This window comes from Mycobacterium sp. DL592, assembly GCF_011694515.1.
Classification (GTDB): domain Bacteria; phylum Actinomycetota; class Actinomycetes; order Mycobacteriales; family Mycobacteriaceae; genus Mycobacterium.
The window spans coordinates 714,730-730,687 of sequence record NZ_CP050192.1 but is presented as its reverse complement, the minus strand read 5'-3'; the positions used below and the strand labels follow the sequence as shown (position 1 = coordinate 730,687).

Genomic DNA, 15,958 nt, shown 5'->3' with positions numbered 1-15,958 from the left:
GGACCAAAGTCCCTACCAGCCGGGGACCCTTCCAGGCTCTACTGCGGTGTGATCAAGGTGTTCCTGGTCGACGACCACGAGGTGGTGCGTCGCGGCTTGGCCGAGCTCCTGGGCAGCGACCCTGACATCAGCGTCGTGGGTGAGGCGGGCACGGTCACCGAGACCCTCGCCCGCGTTCCCGCCGCACGCCCGGATGTCGCGGTGCTCGATATCCGGCTGCCCGACGGCAGCGGGATCGACCTGTGCCGGGAGCTGCTGGCCACCAACGACGAGTTGCGCTGCCTGATCCTGACCTCGTTCACCGACGAGCAGACGATGCTCGACGCAATCCTGGCCGGCGCCAGCGGCTACGTCGTCAAGGACATTCGCGGAATGGAACTGGCCCAGGCGATCAAGGCGGTCGGCTCGGGAAAGTCGTTGCTGGACAACCGTGCTGCGGCCGTCCTGATGTCCCGGCTGCGCCGCGACACCGAGAAGGACGAACGGTTGCGCGATCTGTCGGCCACCGAACGCACCCTGTTGCAGTTGCTCGGCGAAGGCCTGACCAATCGGGAGATCGGCCAGCGGATGTTCCTGGCCGAGAAGACGGTCAAGAACTACGTGTCGCGGCTGCTGACCAAGCTGGGCATGAGTGGACGAACCCAGGCTGCGTTGTTCGCCGCAGAGACGCTGCGGCGCAGCGATGTTTGATACCGACGTCCGCGACGGACTCATCGACGCGATGCTGGCGGTGGCCTCCGGGCTGGAACTCGAACGCAAGCTGCACACCGTCGTCCACACGGCCATGGGGCTGGTGAACGCCCGCTACGGCGCACTCGGCGTGATCGGCACCGATCCGCAGCCGGTGCTGGAGCGGTTCGTCTTCGAGGGAATCGACCAGGCCAGCGCCGAGCGAATCGGACCGCTGCCCACCGGGCACGGCATGCTGGGTGTTCTGTTCAACAGCCCGAAAGTCATTCGGGTCGAGGACCTTTCGATGCACCCCTCGTCGATCGGCTTTCCCCCCAACCACCCGCCGATGCGCAGCTTCCTCGGCGTCCCGATCCGGATCCGCGAGCAGGTGTTCGGCAACCTGTACCTGACCGAGAAGGCCGACGGCGCCGCCTTCACCGAAGCCGACGAGCTCCTGGTGCTGGCACTGGCCGGGGCGGCGGGCATCGCCATCGACAACGCCCGGCTCTACCAGGCCGCCAACACCCAGCAGATGTGGATCGAGGCCACCCGCGACATCAGCACCCAACTGCTGGCCGGCCACGATCCCGACGAGGTGCAACGCGAGATCACCGTGAAGGCGGTGGCTTTGACGGGCAGTGAGTTCAGCTTCCGGGTGACACCTGAGCAGTCCGGCGAGTTGGTGATCACCGACTCGACCAGGCCGGACCTGCTGGGTCGCACGGTCGCCAAGGCTTCGACGACCGTGGGGCTGGCGTTTTCCGACTGTATCGCCATGCGGGTCAACGATTTTCGTGATATCGGCGAAGACAGCGGGTCGGCCCTGGTCCTTCCGGTGTGCGAGCCCAATACCGCCACCAGCGTGTTGGTGTGCGTGGCACCGCCCGGCAGGCACTTCACCGAGAGCGAGCTGGACATGGCAGGCGCCTACGCGTCGCAGGCCGGCCTGGCACTGCACCTGGCCAACGCGCAGCGGCGGATGCGTGAACTCGACGTGCTCACCGACCGGGACCGCATCGCCAGGGACCTGCACGACCATGTGATCCAGCGGCTGTTCGCCGTGGGACTGTCGTTGCAGGGCGCGCTGAGCGCCGACGCGGCCGACGGCACCCGTCGGGTCACCGGCGCCCTGGACGACCTCCAGGAGGTGGTCCAGGAGATCAGGACCGCGATCTTCGACCTGCACGGCGGCTCGGTGACCCGGTTGCGTCAGCGCATCGAGCAGGCCGTCACCCAGATGACCGCCGACTCGCCGGTGCGCCCGGCGGTGCACATCAGCGGGCCGCTGTCGGTGGTCGACGGGTCGCTGGCCGACCATGCCGAGGCGGTGGTCCGGGAGGCCGTCTCCAATGTGGTGCGCCACGCCGGTGCCCGGTCGGCGACGGTGTCGGTGACCGTCGACGACGACCTGACCATCAGCGTGACCGACGACGGTGTGGGCATCAGCAAGGACATCACCCGCAGCGGCTTGGCCAACCTGTCGGCCCGCGCTCATGACTGCGGCGGGCAGTTCAGCATCGCCACGCAGCCCGGCGGCGGGACCCGTCTGGTGTGGTCAGCCCCGCTGCCCTAATCGGGGTCAGGCAGAGATCTCCACGACGGGCTGTTGAGTGAACTGAGCACGGCAGTACCGCTCGACGAACAGCGGGACGAATTCGCGGATGCGGGCCCCCTCGAACCGGCGGTGAGCGGCCTCGACGGTCTCGGCGATGACGTGGTCGGGGGTGTACGGAAACTCATCGGTCAGGCGCGCAACCACCTGTTCCATATGGCGTTGCTCTTCGGCACGGTCCACGCCGGACATCATCGAACGGAATATACCGATTGCGCAACTGCCGAAAGGTGATCTCGGCGACAAAAAGGTGACTAGTCCGTTAACGCAAGGTGCTGGTAGCCCAACGCGTCCCGTCCGGTGCGCAGCCGCCCACGGGGTCGGTTACAGTTCGCCCGTGACCCCACTCAGGAGCCGCGACGCAGGCGTCGAACCCCTTTCCGAGTCGGCGAATCGGCAACAGGCCGAACACTTGCGGGAGATGCTGCTGGCACAGTGCCAGGAGCTCGACGCAGACCTCGTCACGTACGGCTCGGCGCTGGAGCGCTATCAGCGGCGCGGGGAGCAGACCCAGGCCCGCCGGATCCGGGGCATGATCCGCACCGCCGAACGCGAGCGTAGAGCCGTCCAGGATCTCATCGCCGGACTGGAGAAGCGGTTTCTCGACAGCGCAGCCGTGCGGCACCAACCGGCCCCGGGCCCGGCGCGGCACCCGGTCAACCGGGTGCATCCTCATCCGACCCCGCACCGGGTGATCCGCACCGGCCACTAGGACGGCGAGAACACCGTCACGAAGCGGTCCAGCGACTCCTTGATGTCGCTGCGCAGTGCGCCGGCCACCAGCATGCCGATCGGCCCGAACAACGCCGGACCGCCCAAATGAACGTCCATGGTCACCACCGAGGTGTCGGCGTCCTTGTCATGCGGCCGGACCTTGCCGATCAGCTTGACCTTGACACCGCCGACCCCGATCCCGTTGAGCGTCATCGCCTCCGGGGGCTTGAAGTGCACGATGGTCCACTTGACGCGGTTGGGCATGCCCTTGACCTCGACGATGGACTCCACCTCGGTGCCCTTGTCGAGGGTTTCGGGCAGCTTAGAGCGCCACACCCGGTGAATGGTCAGCCATTCCTTGTACCGGCTCAGGTCCGAGGCGTGCTGCCAGGCCTGCTCGGGCGGTAACGGAACGTCTACGGATACAGAGAGTTTCGCCACCCGTTACGTCTCCTAGGTCTGCGGATCAGCCTTGTCTGCGACAGCATCGCCGGCCTCGTGGGCCTTGTCTGCGACGGCATCGCCGGCCTCGTGGGCCTTCTCGGCGACGGCATCGCCGGCCTCGTGGGCCTTGTCGCCGACGTTCTTGATAGCTTCCTGGCCCTTGTCGACGGCGCTCTTGGCAGCCTCCTGAACCTTGTCGACAGCCTCTTTGAACTTGCCCTGGGTCTTCTCGTCGATGAGGTCGCCGGCCTTGTCGATGGCCGCCTCAACCTTGTCGGCGTTCTCGTGCAGGACTTCCTTGGCTTTGTCGAGGAATCCCATGGTTAGGCCTTCTTTCTTGTGGTCACGACTGCACCCCGCGTCATTGTTGCATCGACGTCTGGGAGCGCCATAAGAACCGCGACTCCCCCAGCCACCGGCCCTGAATCCACCACAACGCCTCGATGATTCCCGCCGCAAGCAGGCCGATTGCGATCGCCGTCGAGGTGGTCGCCACATTCGACGGGTCGAGCATGAACTTCTCCCGGGCCAACGGGATGGCAAAAATCACGACGTACGAAAGTCCGGACACCACCACCAGGGCCACCCGCCACCACTGGTATGGGCGTGCGACGACGGCGAGCACCCACATCGCCCCGATCAGCAAGGTGATCAGCGCGGCCGTGGAGGCCTGGGTCTGCTCGACGGTGGTGGCGCTGTCGCGGTAGGCGATCAGATACGACACGAAAGTCGCGAGCCCGATCACCACCCCGGACGGCAGCGCCGAGGCCATCACCCGCTTGACGAACCCGGTATGCGCGCGTTCGTTGTTGGGGGCCAGCGACAGGATGAAAGCCGGGATCCCGATGGTGAACCAGGCGGCGATGGTCACGTGGATGGGCTGGAACGGGTACAGCAGCGGATCGGTGCCGAACAGCTTGGACGACAACCCCGCCAGCCCTACGAGAAGCGCGAGCAGCACCGAGTACACCGTCTTGGTGAGGAACAGGTTGGAGACCCGCTCGATGTTGCCGATCACCCGTCTGCCCTCCCCCACCACATAGGGCAGGGTGGCGAACTTGTTGTCCAGCAACACGATCTGCGCGACGGCACGCGACGCCGGGCTGCCCGAGCCCATCGCCACGCCGATGTCGGCGTCCTTGAGCGCCAGCACGTCGTTGACCCCGTCGCCGGTCATCGCGACGGTGTGGTCGCGGGACTGCAGCGCGTGCACCATGGCCCGCTTCTGGTCGGGGCGCACCCGTCCGAAGGTGGTGTATTCGGCCATGGTGTCGGCCAGCTCGTCGGGCTCGGATGGCAGGTCGCGGGCGTCCATCGTCTCGCCGTGCAGGCCGAGCGAGCCGGCCACCGCCCCCACCGAGACGGCGTTGTCTCCGGAGATCACCTTCACCGTAACCTGCTGGGAGGCAAAGTAGTCCAGGGTGTCGCGGGCGTCGGGCCGGACCCGCTGCTCGAGGACCACCAGCGCGACGGGGGTGACCCGCCCGGGTGCGTCGGGGCTGTCGACGCTGAGGTCGCTGGACCCGAGCAGCAGCACGCGGAGCCCGCGCGCACCGATCTCCTCGGCCTGCGCGGCGGCCGGCGAGTCCGGGTCGAGCAGCACGTCGGGTGCACCGATCAGCCAGTTGCCGTGCTCCCCATAGGAGGCTCCGCTCCACTTCGTCGCGGACTTGAACGGTGCGGTGGCGGTGGCGGTCCAACCCGGCGGATCGGGATACGCCTCGCCGATCGCCAACATGCTGGCATTGGGCTTCGGGTCGTCGGCCACAAGGGCGCCAAGCACTTTCGCGACCAGATCCGGCTTCACCTCGCCGGTCACCGACGTCACATCCGACAGGCGCATCCCGTTCTCGGTGAGCGTGCCCGTCTTGTCGGCACAGACGACGTCGACGCGGGCCAGCCCCTCGATGGCGGGCAACTCCTGCACCAGGCATTGACGCCGCCCGAGCCGGACCACCCCGACGGCGAAGGCGATCGATGTCATCAGCACCAGGCCTTCGGGCACCATCGGCACCAGCGCGCCCACCATCCTCAGGACCGACTCGCGCCAGCCGACATTGGTGGTGAACAGCTGGGTGTAAATCGTCAGCAGCCCGGCCGGCCACAGCAGATAGGTGATGAACTGCAGGATCTTGTTGATACCGGTGCGCAGTTCGGACTTCACCAGGGTGAACTTGCTGGCCTCCTCGGCCAGCCGGGCGGCATAGGCCTCGCGGCCCACCTTGGTGGCCCGATAGGCGCCGGTGCCCGCGACGACGAAGCTGCCCGACATCACCGCAGCCCCGACGTCTTTGGGGATCGAGTCGGCCTCGCCGGTCAGCAGTGACTCGTCGATCTCCAGCGTGGAGGCCTCGAGAAGCTCACCGTCGACCACGATCTGGTCGCCGGGGCCGAGCTCGATGATGTCGTCGAGGACCACCTCGTTCGGCGCCAGCGGTGCGGTGCCCGACTGACGGCGCACGGTGGGTTTGGCCTGCCCGACGATGGCCAGGTTGTCCAGCGTCTTCTTGGCCCGCAGTTCCTGGATGATGCCGATGCCGCTGTTGGCGATGATCAGCAGCCCGAACAGTCCGTTGATCAGTGATCCGGTGGCCAGCACGATGAGAAGCAGCACACCGAGGATGGCGTTGATGCGGGTGAAGACGTTGGCCCGGACGATCTCGCCGACACTGCGCGACGCCCGGCTGGGGACGTCGTTGGTCTTTCCCTCCGCGACCCTGGCGGCGACCTCGGCGTCGCTCAGGCCGGTGGCAGTGCTGACGCTCATCGCAGCCCGCTCTCTTCGCGCAAGCGGCTCATCGGACCCACGTCCCCATCTTCTCGTCGTCGTAGTACTCCAACGTGAGCTTGTCACCGTCGAACCGCGCCGCGGAAACGCTTCCGGGCGGGGAGTTTTCGTCGACAAAGCTCAGGGCGAACACGTCACCGTCCCAATGCCGAAGCTCGAAGGTCTGCGGTTTCGGGCCCAGCGACACGGTGAGCTTGCCGTCCTTCTCGGCCACGACGGCCGGGCCCCAGAAGCTGTTGGCGTAGCTGCCGGTGTAGCTGGCCAGCGGTTTGGCCGGGGCGGGATTGGCCGGGGGTTGCTTGCCCGCCAGCGAACCCACCGGTTTGTCCATCTGGGCGAAGGCGTCGCCGTAGAGCTTTCGCCAGTCTTCGCGCACCGCACCGAACTGGACGAGGTCGGCGAACTCGGCCGTCAGCGTCTCGGGGATACCGGACGGGGTGGCGTTGGTCAGCGCCACGATCGCCACGTCGGCAGACGGGATGATGACGAAGTTGGTACCCGCCCCGAGCTCGAAGGCCCCCGAGTGGCTGAGCTGGGTGCGCGCCGCCGACGTGGTGCCCACGTTGAAGCCGTAGCCGTAGAACCCCGAGCGCATGGCCGCCTCGCTGGGCGGGCTGGAGACGATCTGCGGGGTCAGCGCCGGCAACAGGGCGCCCGGGTCGACGATCTGCCTGCCGTTGTAGGTGCCGTTGGCCAGCACCATGGCCAGCCAGTGCGTGAGGTCGTTGACCGAGGAACTGACGCCGCCCGCGGGCGCCTCCGGGTCGGGGTCGCGTTGATAGCGCGGTGCGTAGCCGCCGTCGATGCGGATGTGGCCCAGTGCCTTGTCGCCGCGGGCCTCGAAGTCGGCGAACCGCGAGCTGGTGGACGCCATGCCCAGCGGGCGGTAGAGCACCTCGTCGGAGAGGTCCTCCCAGGATTTGCCCGATGCCACCGCGACGGCCTCGGCTGCTGCGGTGAGCCCGAAGTTGGTGTAGGCGTAGGAGATTCGGAAGGGGTCCAGCGGGTAGTCACGCAGCCGTTCGAGGACGTAGCGCCGGTCGTAGCCGAGGTCCTCGAGTTTGTCACCGGCGTGGTCGGGCAGGCCGGAGCGGTGCGAGTACAGGTCACTGACGGCCACCATCTTGGTGACCGCGGGGTCGGCGAGGGCAAACCAGGGCAGCTTGTCGACCACCGGTGTGTCCCAGGTGATCACCTTCTGTCCGACCTGGTGAGCGACCACGGTGGCGCCGATCGGCTTGGACACCGAGGCCAGCTGGAACACGGTGTCCGAGTCCACCTTGTTGGCCGGGTCATCGGCCGGCTTGGTGGCGTCCTTGACGCCGAAACCCTTGGCGTAGACAGCCTTTCCGCCGTGCACGACGGCGACCGCCAGTCCCGGGATGCCGGATGACTTCAGCAGGTCCGCGGCGATGCCGTCGAGTTTGGCGACGGCGTTAGCGACGGCGTTGTCGGGCAGCGCCATCGCCGGCACCAGCGGCGGCGGCACGTCGGAGGGCACCGTGGCGGGCTCAGACTTGGGGCTGCTGCTGCACGCGGTGAGGGTGGCCAACAGAACAACGATCGCGGCACGCCTTGCCAGTGCGGTCATGGCTTGCACGGTAGTGCGTCAGGGCCGCCACCACTGTTCTATGGCCGTCGAGGTGGCGGGGAGCACCCGACCGCCCGGCTTCGGCACCGCCACGTCGACCCCGGCGCCGTCGGCGGCCGCCAGCAGCCGTTCGACCGGCTCGGCCCAGGGGTGCGGCGCAAGCCGGAACGTGCACCAGTGGATGGGAACGAGCAGGCCGGCGTCGGTGACGTCGCGGTGGGCCTGCACGGCTTCTTCGGGGTTCATGTGGATGTCGGGCCAGGACTTGTTGTAGGCGCCGATCGGCATCAGCGTCAGGTCGAACGGCCCGTGAGCGGCGCCGATATCGGCGAAGCTGCGGGTGTAGCCGGTGTCGCCGCCGAAGTAGGCGCGGTGGCGCGGCCCGATGATCGCCCACGACGACCACAGCGTGGTGTTGCGGGTCAGGAACCGGCCCGAGAAGTGCCGCGCCGGGGTGCAGACCAGGGTGAGGTCGCCGATCCTGGTGTCCTCGTTCCAGTCCAGCTCGATGATCCGCTCAGCCGGGATGCCCCACTGCCGAAGGTGGGCGCCGACGCCGAGCGGCACCACGAACGGCGCCCGCTGGGTGCGGGCCAGCGCCAGGCAGGTGTCCATGTCGAGGTGGTCGTAGTGGTCGTGGCTGACCACCACCGCGTCCAGGGCGGGCAGCGCTTCCAGGGGCGCGGGCACCGGGTGCAGCCGCTGCGGGCCGACGCTGCGCGACGGCGAGCACCGGTCACTCCAGATCGGGTCGGTGAGCACCAGGTAGCCGTCGATCTCGAGCAGCGCGGTGGAGTGGCCGAACCAGCTGACGGCCAGCGGCTCGGCGGGCAGCGGCGCCGGCGGGTCAACCAGCGGGATCGTGGCCTGCGGGCGGCTGGCCGCGCGGCTGGACAGCATGTCGAACAGGACCAGCCGGTTCTCCTCGGCGTCCAGGCGCAGCGGCGAGGCGGGGTCGATGTTGTGGAAGACCCCGTCGCGGTAATGCGGTGAGCGGTCGCCGACGGCCCGAATAGCGCCCGGGCCGGCACCGAGTGAGGCGGGCGCGTCGTTCAGCGCGCGCAGGACCCAGCCGCCGGTGGCCAGTGACGCAGTCCCGGCGGCCAGCTTCAGCGCTGCTTTCAACAAGGCTAGGCCCCCTGGAACTTGGGGGCGCGCTTCTCGATGCGCGCCACCTGGGCCTCGATCACGTCCTTGCTCCCCCACGCCTTGTCGAACAGCTCCTTGTGCACGGGGCCCTGCTCCTCGTAGGCGCCGTCGTCGTTGAGCACCCGCTTGGACCACTGCACCGACAGCGGGGCCAGCCCGGCGATCTCGGCGGCCCAGGCCTGCGCGTCGGCGAGGGAGCCGATCCGGTTGGCCATTCCGGTCAGCAACGCGGTCGGCGCGTCGAGCTTCTCCGCGGCCAGCAGCATGCCGCGGGCGCGCCCGTGGCCGACGAGCGAGCTCAACCGGCGGACGCTCCAATTGTCCAGGGCGAGGCCATATTTGGCGATCGGGAACTGGAAGTAGGCCTCCGGTGCCACCACCCGCAGGTCACAGATCATCGCCAACTGCACGCCCGCGCCGATGGCCGGGCCGTTGATCGCGCCGATCACCGGGATCGGTACCGCGTCGATGGCCTTGTTCAGTGCGATCGCCTTGTCCGGGAAGTCCGCGGCGAACACGTCGCCCGAGAGGTCCGCACCGGCGCAGAACACCGTGCCCTGCCCGGTGAGCACGATGGCCCGTACGTCGTCGGCCGCCGCCTTCTCCACCGCCTCGCGCAGTGCGTCGCCAAGCTCGGAGTTGAGCGCATTGCGCCGCTCGGGGCGCTGCAACTCGATGGTCGTTACATCCCCCACGCGGTTGACACCGATCATGAAACCAAGACTACTGGCCCGTTAACCTGCTCTGGTGAGCCGCATCGGGGCTGCCGAACTGCGTGACGCCGTGCTCGACGCCGGGTCGTTCCGCAGCTGGGACGACGCGCCGCTGGCCGTCCCCACCGACGACGCCTACGCGGCCGAGCTCGCCAGGGCGCGCGCGGCCACCGGGCTCGACGAGTCGGTGCTGACCGGTGAGGGCACCGTGTTCGGGCGCAGGGTTGCGGTCGTGGCCTGCGAGTTCGACTTCCTGGCCGGCTCGATCGGGGTGGCCGCCGCCGAGCGGATCACCGCCGCGGTGGAACGGGCCACCGCCGAGGGACTGCCGCTGCTGGCGTCGCCGAGTTCGGGCGGTACCCGGATGCAGGAGGGCACGGTCGCCTTTCTGCAGATGGTCAAGATCGCCGCCGCCGTCACCCGCCACAAGCAGGCCCACCTGCCGTACCTGGTGTATCTGCGGCATCCGACCACCGGCGGGGTGTTCGCCTCGTGGGGGTCACTCGGCCACATCACGGTGGCCGAACCCGGCGCGCTGATCGGCTTCCTGGGACCGCGGGTGTACGAGCACCTCTATGGCGAGCCCTTCCCGTCCGGCGTGCAGACCGCCGAGAACCTGCTGCGCCATGGCGTCATCGACGGCGTCGTGGGGCTCGATGCGCTGCGGCCCACCCTCGATCGCGCGTTGAGCGTCATCACCGACACCCCCGGTCCGCCACCCGATGCCGAGCCGACGCCGGCTGTCCCGGAGGTGCCCGCGTGGGATTCCGTCGTGGCCTCCCGCCGGCCGGACCGCCCCGGCGTGAGCTGGTTGCTGCGTCAGGGCGCCACCGACCGGGTGCTGTTGTCGGGCACGCACGGCGAGGCGGCCACCACGGTGCTGGCGCTGGCCCGCTTCGGCGGCCAGCCCGCCGTCGTCGTGGGACAGCGTCGGGTAGTCGGCGGACTTGATGAATCCCCCGGTCGCTTCGCTCCTGCCCACCGGACCGGCCCCGCCGCCTTGGCCGAAGCCCGCCGCGGCATGGCGCTGGCGGCAAGCCTGCAGCTGCCGCTGGTTCTGGTGATCGACACCGCGGGCCCGGCGCTTTCGGCCGACGCCGAACAGAACGGCCTGGCCGGGGAGATCGCCCGCTGCCTGTCCGATCTCGTCACGCTGGACACCCCGACGGTCTCGGTGCTGCTCGGTCAGGGCAGCGGCGGACCCGCGCTGGCGATGGTTCCCGCGGACCGGGTGCTGGCCGCCCAGCACGGCTGGCTGGCGCCGCTGCCACCGGAGGGCGCCAGCGCGATCGTCTTCCGTGACACCGACCACGCACCGGAACTGGCTGCGGCGCAAGGCATTCGGTCGGTAGATCTGCTCCGCAACGGGATCGTGGACGAGATCGTGCCGGAATACCCCGATGCCGCCGACGAGCCCGTGGAGTTCGCCCGCCGGCTGGGTACCGCGATCGCGCGGGAACTGCACGTGCTGCGGGAGCGCCCTGCCGGCGACCGGTATGCCGCGCGGCTGGCCCGCTATCGCCGGATCGGCTTGTCCTGAGCCGTCGCCGTGGGCTACGCCAGCGACTCGATCCACGCCCGGTGCAGGGCGGCGTACCGGCCCTCACCGTCACCGATGAGCTCGGCGGGGGTGCCGTCCTCGAGGATGCGGCCGTGCTCGAGGACGAGCACCCGGTCGGCGACCTCCACGGTCGACAGCCGGTGGGCGATGATCAGCGCGGTCCGGTCGGCCAGCACGGTACGCAGCGCGCGCTGCACCAGACGCTCACTGGGAATGTCGAGCGACGACGTCGCCTCGTCGAGGATCAGCACCGCCGGGTCGGCGAGGAACGCGCGGGCGAACGCGATCAGCTGCCGTTGTCCGGCCGACAGCCGTCCCCCGCGCTTGGCGACGTCTGTGTCGTAGCCGTCGGGCAGCGCGTCGATGAAGGTGTCCGCACCGACCGCCGTGGCGGCGGCGCGCACCTCCGCATCGGTGGCCGACGGCCGGCCGAACCGGATGTTGTCGGCGACGGTTCCCGAGAAAAGGAAGTTCTCCTGGGTGACCATCACCACGTGGCGGCGCAGCTCGCTCTGGGAGACGTCGCGCAGATCGACGCCGTCGAGGGTGACCGAACCCGAGGTGGGGTCATAGAACCGTGCGATGAGCTTGGCGATGGTGGTCTTGCCCGCGCCGGTGGTGCCCACCAGCGCGACGGTCTGTCCCGGCGGGATGGACAGGTTCAGTCCCGGCAGCACGGGACGGTCGGCGACGTAGCTGAACTGCACGTCGCGCAGGTCGACGCCGCCGCGCACGGTGTCCAGCGCCACCGGATCGGCCGGGTCGGCGATACCGGGCTTCTCGGCCAGCACCCCGGCGAGCTTCTCCAGCGCCGAGGACGCCGACTGGAAGGTGTTGAAGAACTGGGAGATCTCCTGCATCGGTTCGAAGAACATCCGCAGGTACAGCAGGAACGCCGCAAGCGTGCCGATCGTCATCTCACCGTTGAGCGCCCGGTAGCCGCCGTAGAGCAGCACCACCCCGGTGGTGAGGTTGCCGACCAGTTTGACCCCGGGCATGAACACCGCCAGCAGCTGGAAGGTGCGTTCGTTGACCTCCCGGTACTGGTCGGCGACGTCGTCGAAGATCTCCTGGTTGCGCGGCTCTCGGCGGTAGGCCTGCACGGCCTTGATGCCGGTCATTGTCTCGACGAACTGCACGATCACCAACGCCGCGCTCTCGCGCACCTTGCGATAGGTCTTCGCCGACTCCGCCGAGAACCACCACACCAGGGCGACCAGGACCGGGAAGGCGGCCAGGCACATCAAGCCGAGCCGGACATCAAGGGCCACAAGCAATATCGCGGTGCCGAACAATGTCAGAACAGCGGTGATCAGGCTGTCGAACCCGGTCTCCAGCATGTCCTGGATGGCCTCGACGTCGTTGGTCAGCCTGCTGACCACCCGCCCGGAGGTGTAGCGGTCGTGGAATGCCACGTCCAGGCGCTGGAAGTGCCGGAACACCCGGCGGCGCACCTCCAGCAGCACCCGCTGGCCGATGCGGCCCGACCGGCTCAGGAAGATCAGCCGGCTCACCGCCTGCAGCACCACCACACCGCACAGCGTCGCGACGACGATGACCAGCTCGCGCGATGAGCCGCCGGCCAGCAGCGGCGGGATCGCGTGGTCGATGCCGCGCTGAACGAGCAGCGGAACCGACAGCCGCGCAGCGTTTTCCACGATGACCACCAGGGCGAGCAACCCGACCGTGGCACGGTAGGGCCGCAGCAGCGAGCCGAGTAGCGCGCGGGCCTCGCGCCGGCGCGGCACCGCCTCGTCGATCGGCAGGTCGTCGGGCTCTTCGTCGAGCTTTCCCCGCCACTCGGTGGCCGTCATCGCTTGCCACCTTCCGATGCGACGTAATCGGCTGGGAAACGGGAGGATTCACGTTCACCGCGCGACTCGTCGTAGACGTGGCCCAGCCGCTGCCGGTCGTCGTCGCCTTCCCAGTCAGGTTGCGGCTCGCAGCCGTCGTCGAGTTCGTCGTCAGCGGCCAGCAGGTAGCGATACCGCGGCACCGTCGCCAGCAGTTCGGCATGGGTACCGACGTGGGTGATGGTGCCCTGATCGAGCAGGGCAACCTTGTCGGCCAGCAGCACAGTCGAGGCGCGGTGGGCCACCACCACTGCCGTCACACCACCGAGCACCCGCTGCAGCGCCTCGGTGACCGCGGCCTCGGTGTGCACATCGAGGGCGGACAGGGTGTCGTCGAGCACCAGGATCCGCGGTGCGGCCAGGATCGCCCGGGCCAGCGAAAGTCGTTGCCGCTGACCGCCTGACAGGCTCATGCCCTGTTCGCCGATGCGGGTTTGCAGGCCGAACGGCAGGTCGTAGACGAACTTGGCGGCCGCGATGTCGATGGCCCGGGCCAGTTGGTCGTCGGTCGCGTCAGGGCGCCCCAGCCGCAGGTTCTCGGCCACCGACATCGAGAACAGCGTCGGGTCCTCGAACGCGGTGGCTACCACCGCCCGCAGCACCGGCAGGGGCAGCTCACGCACGTCGGTGCCGTCGATGCGGATCGAGCCCTCGGTGACGTCGTAGAGCCGGGGCAACAGCGCCGCCAGCACCGACTTACCCGACCCGGTGGCACCCACCAGCGCCAGGGTCTCACCCGGTTCGACCGTCACGTTGACATGCCGCAGCGCCCAGGCTTGAGAGTCAGGGCTCAGGCCATCGTTCCCCGCCGTCGCGGGGAAGCGGAAGCCCACGTCCACCAGTTCCAGCCGGCCCCCGCGCGGCACGTCGGCCTGGGCACCGTCGGTGATCTCACGCGGTGCGTCGAAGATCTCGGCGATCCGGTTGGCCGCCGTCATCGACTCCTGCGTCATCGACAGCAGGAATCCCAGCGAGGCGATCGGCCACACCAGCGACAGCATCATCGTGATGAACGCGACCAGCGTGCCGAGGGTGACCAGTCCGTGGCCGGCGGCATAGGCGCCGAACCCCAGCACGACGATCAGCGTGAGGTTGGGGATGACCTCGAGCATGGTCCAGAACTTCGCCGAGACGGCGACCTTTTGGACCTGGGTGTCGTAGAGCATGCCGGCCTGCTCGTCGAAACGGTCGTAGACGTAGTCCTCACGGCCGAACGACTTCACCGCGCGCAGCCCCAGGGCCGACTCCTCGACGTGGGTGGCGACGTGGCCGGCCTGGTCCTGGGCCAGCCGGGACAGTCGGGTGAAGGTGCGCTCGAAGTGCAGCACGATCAGGGTGATCGGCACGATCGAGACCAGCACGACCACGCCCAGCGGCCAGTACATCGCCAGCAAGATGCCGGTGACGACGGTGATCTGCAGGATGTTGAGCATCAGGAACACCAGGCCGAACGACAGCAGACGCCGAATTGTGCTCAGGTCGTTCATCATTCGCGACAGCAGCTGACCTGACTGCCAACGCCCGTGGAACGACATCGGCAGGATCTGCAGACGCGCGTAGAGGTCCTTGCGGATGTCGGCTTCCACACCCATCGTGGCCCGGCCGACCAGCCACCGGCGGACGAACCACAGCACCGCTTCGGAGATCCCGACGGCCATCGCCGCGGCCCCCACCACCCACAGGCCGTGCCGATCCTGGTGGCGCACCGGACCGTCAATCACCGCCTTGGTCATCAGCGGGATCGCCACGGTAGCCCCCAGGCTGGTGATCGCGACCACGATCATCGCGATCCAGCGGGCGCGGTAGGGCATCAGATACGGAGTCAGCCGCAGCAGGTCGGACACCGCACGAGGATGCGGACGCGGTGCGGCGATAGCCGGAGCCGGACGCGCAGCACCCGGTTCCTGGGTCAGATCGCCCAACAGTCCGTCTCCCTCGTCATCGACCGCCGCTGAACCCGGCGCGTCTGGCAACAACGCCGCGGTCGACCCCCCGATTCCGATGATCCCACGGCGTGCAATCCGATATCGGCTGCACCATGGGCCACGCTAGAACCTCAACCACCATTGAGGTCAACCGCGGTCCCGGACGCGTCACCGTGTCAGGGTCCGGCCTCCCACGCCGACGGGCAGCCATCAGGCAAGATGAGGTGATGGACAGTAGTTCGGCCTCACCGCGGGTGCTCGTCGTCGATGACGACCCCGATGTGCTCGCATCCCTGGAGCGTGGGCTGCGACTCTCGGGATTCGAGGTGTCCACCGCCGTCGACGGCGCCGAGGCGTTGCGCTCGGCCACTGAGACTCGCCCCGACGCGATCGTGCTCGACATCAACATGCCGGTACTCGACGGCGTCAGCGTGGTGACCGCGCTGCGCGCCATGGACAACGACGTGCCGGTCTGCGTGCTCTCGGCCCGCAGTTCGGTCGACGACCGGGTGGCCGGCCTGGAGGCCGGCGCCGACGACTACCTGGTCAAGCCCTTCCAGCTGGCCGAGCTGGTCGCCCGCGTGAAGGCACTACTGCGCAGGCGCGGGGCCACCGCGACGTTCTCCTCGGAGACCATCCAGGTCGGGCCGCTCGAGGTCGACATCCCCGGTCGGCGCGCCCGGGTCAACGGCGTGGACGTCGACCTGACGAAGCGCGAGTTCGACCTTCTGGCCGTGCTCGCCGAGCACAAGACCGCCGTACTCAGCCGGGCCCAGCTGCTTGAGCTGGTCTGGGGTTACGACTTCGCCGCCGATACCAACGTCGTCGACGTGTTCATCGGCTACCTGCGCCGCAAACTCGAGGCCGGCGGTGCGCCCCGTCTGCTGCACACCGTGCGCGGGGTGGGCTTCGTACTGCGAACCCAATGATCTGAAA

Annotated in this window: 14 protein-coding genes; 5 read left to right on the top strand and 9 right to left on the bottom strand. The window is 68.6% G+C overall.

What is annotated here, in order from left to right; translation table 11 throughout:
• Positions 1-48 precede the first annotated feature (48 nt).
• Both HBE64_RS03610 and HBE64_RS03605 read left to right on the top strand, forming a co-directional pair.
• Positions 49-690: a response regulator transcription factor gene (locus HBE64_RS03610; protein WP_167097848.1), complete on the top strand. Its 642-nt coding sequence runs from the start codon at positions 49-51 to the stop codon at positions 688-690.
• On the top strand, positions 683-2,245 hold the full coding sequence (locus tag HBE64_RS03605; protein ID WP_167097846.1) for a GAF domain-containing sensor histidine kinase: 1,563 nt from the start codon (positions 683-685) through the stop codon (positions 2,243-2,245). Before HBE64_RS03610 ends, HBE64_RS03605 begins: the two co-directional genes overlap by 8 nt.
• 6 nt (positions 2,246-2,251) lie before the next feature.
• On the opposite strand, the gene HBE64_RS03600 is transcribed toward HBE64_RS03605, so the two are convergent.
• Positions 2,252-2,479 carry a three-helix bundle dimerization domain-containing protein gene (locus HBE64_RS03600; RefSeq protein WP_167097844.1) on the bottom strand — a complete coding sequence of 76 codons (228 nt, stop codon included), beginning with the start codon at positions 2,477-2,479 and terminating at the stop codon, positions 2,252-2,254.
• Positions 2,480-2,621: 142 nt separating this feature from the next.
• Between HBE64_RS03600 and HBE64_RS03595 the strand changes: the two genes are divergently transcribed.
• Positions 2,622-2,996, top strand: a complete 375-nt coding sequence (locus HBE64_RS03595; RefSeq protein ID WP_167097842.1) for a hypothetical protein — start codon at positions 2,622-2,624, stop codon at positions 2,994-2,996.
• On the opposite strand, the gene HBE64_RS03590 is transcribed toward HBE64_RS03595, so the two are convergent.
• The 6 genes from HBE64_RS03590 to HBE64_RS03565 are packed head-to-tail and all read right to left on the bottom strand — an operon-like array spanning position 2,993 to position 9,683.
• Positions 2,993-3,439 (bottom strand): SRPBCC family protein, encoded by a 447-nt coding sequence (locus tag HBE64_RS03590; protein WP_167097840.1) that lies wholly within the window; start codon positions 3,437-3,439, stop codon positions 2,993-2,995. The two genes, HBE64_RS03595 and HBE64_RS03590, sit on opposite strands and share 4 nt — an antisense overlap.
• A gap of 12 nt (positions 3,440-3,451) precedes the next feature.
• On the bottom strand, positions 3,452-3,763 hold the full coding sequence (locus HBE64_RS03585) for an antitoxin (protein WP_167097838.1): 312 nt from the start codon (positions 3,761-3,763) through the stop codon (positions 3,452-3,454).
• A gap of 40 nt (positions 3,764-3,803) precedes the next feature.
• Entirely contained in the window at positions 3,804-6,209 is a 2,406-nt protein-coding gene (locus HBE64_RS03580) for an HAD-IC family P-type ATPase (protein ID WP_167097836.1), read from the bottom strand.
• 28 nt (positions 6,210-6,237) lie between these two features.
• A complete protein-coding gene (locus HBE64_RS03575; protein ID WP_167097833.1) occupies positions 6,238-7,821 on the bottom strand; it encodes a serine hydrolase in 1,584 nt (527 codons plus the stop codon).
• A gap of 18 nt (positions 7,822-7,839) precedes the next feature.
• Positions 7,840-8,949 (bottom strand): MBL fold metallo-hydrolase, encoded by a 1,110-nt coding sequence (locus tag HBE64_RS03570; RefSeq protein WP_167097831.1) that lies wholly within the window; start codon positions 8,947-8,949, stop codon positions 7,840-7,842.
• A gap of 2 nt (positions 8,950-8,951) precedes the next feature.
• The gene (locus HBE64_RS03565) at positions 8,952-9,683 is read right to left on the bottom strand and encodes an enoyl-CoA hydratase (RefSeq protein ID WP_167097829.1); all 732 of its coding nucleotides are present in this window, start codon (positions 9,681-9,683) and stop codon (positions 8,952-8,954) included.
• A 34-nt stretch (positions 9,684-9,717) separates the two neighbouring features.
• Here HBE64_RS03565 and HBE64_RS03560 point away from each other — a divergent pair, with 34 nt between their 5' ends.
• Positions 9,718-11,223 (top strand): carboxyl transferase domain-containing protein, encoded by a 1,506-nt coding sequence (locus tag HBE64_RS03560; RefSeq protein WP_167097827.1) that lies wholly within the window; start codon positions 9,718-9,720, stop codon positions 11,221-11,223.
• A 14-nt stretch (positions 11,224-11,237) separates the two neighbouring features.
• On the opposite strand, the gene HBE64_RS03555 is transcribed toward HBE64_RS03560, so the two are convergent.
• Complete coding sequence (locus tag HBE64_RS03555) at positions 11,238-13,058, bottom strand: ABC transporter ATP-binding protein (protein ID WP_167097825.1); 1,821 nt, start codon at positions 13,056-13,058, stop codon at positions 11,238-11,240.
• The gene (locus HBE64_RS03550; protein WP_371744082.1) at positions 13,055-14,941 is read right to left on the bottom strand and encodes an ABC transporter ATP-binding protein; all 1,887 of its coding nucleotides are present in this window, start codon (positions 14,939-14,941) and stop codon (positions 13,055-13,057) included. Before HBE64_RS03550 ends, HBE64_RS03555 begins: the two co-directional genes overlap by 4 nt.
• 308 nt (positions 14,942-15,249) lie before the next feature.
• On the opposite strand from HBE64_RS03550, the gene prrA reads away from it, so the two are divergent.
• Complete coding sequence (gene prrA / locus HBE64_RS03545; protein ID WP_167097823.1) at positions 15,250-15,951, top strand: two-component system response regulator PrrA; 702 nt, start codon at positions 15,250-15,252, stop codon at positions 15,949-15,951.
• Positions 15,952-15,958 lie beyond the last annotated feature (7 nt).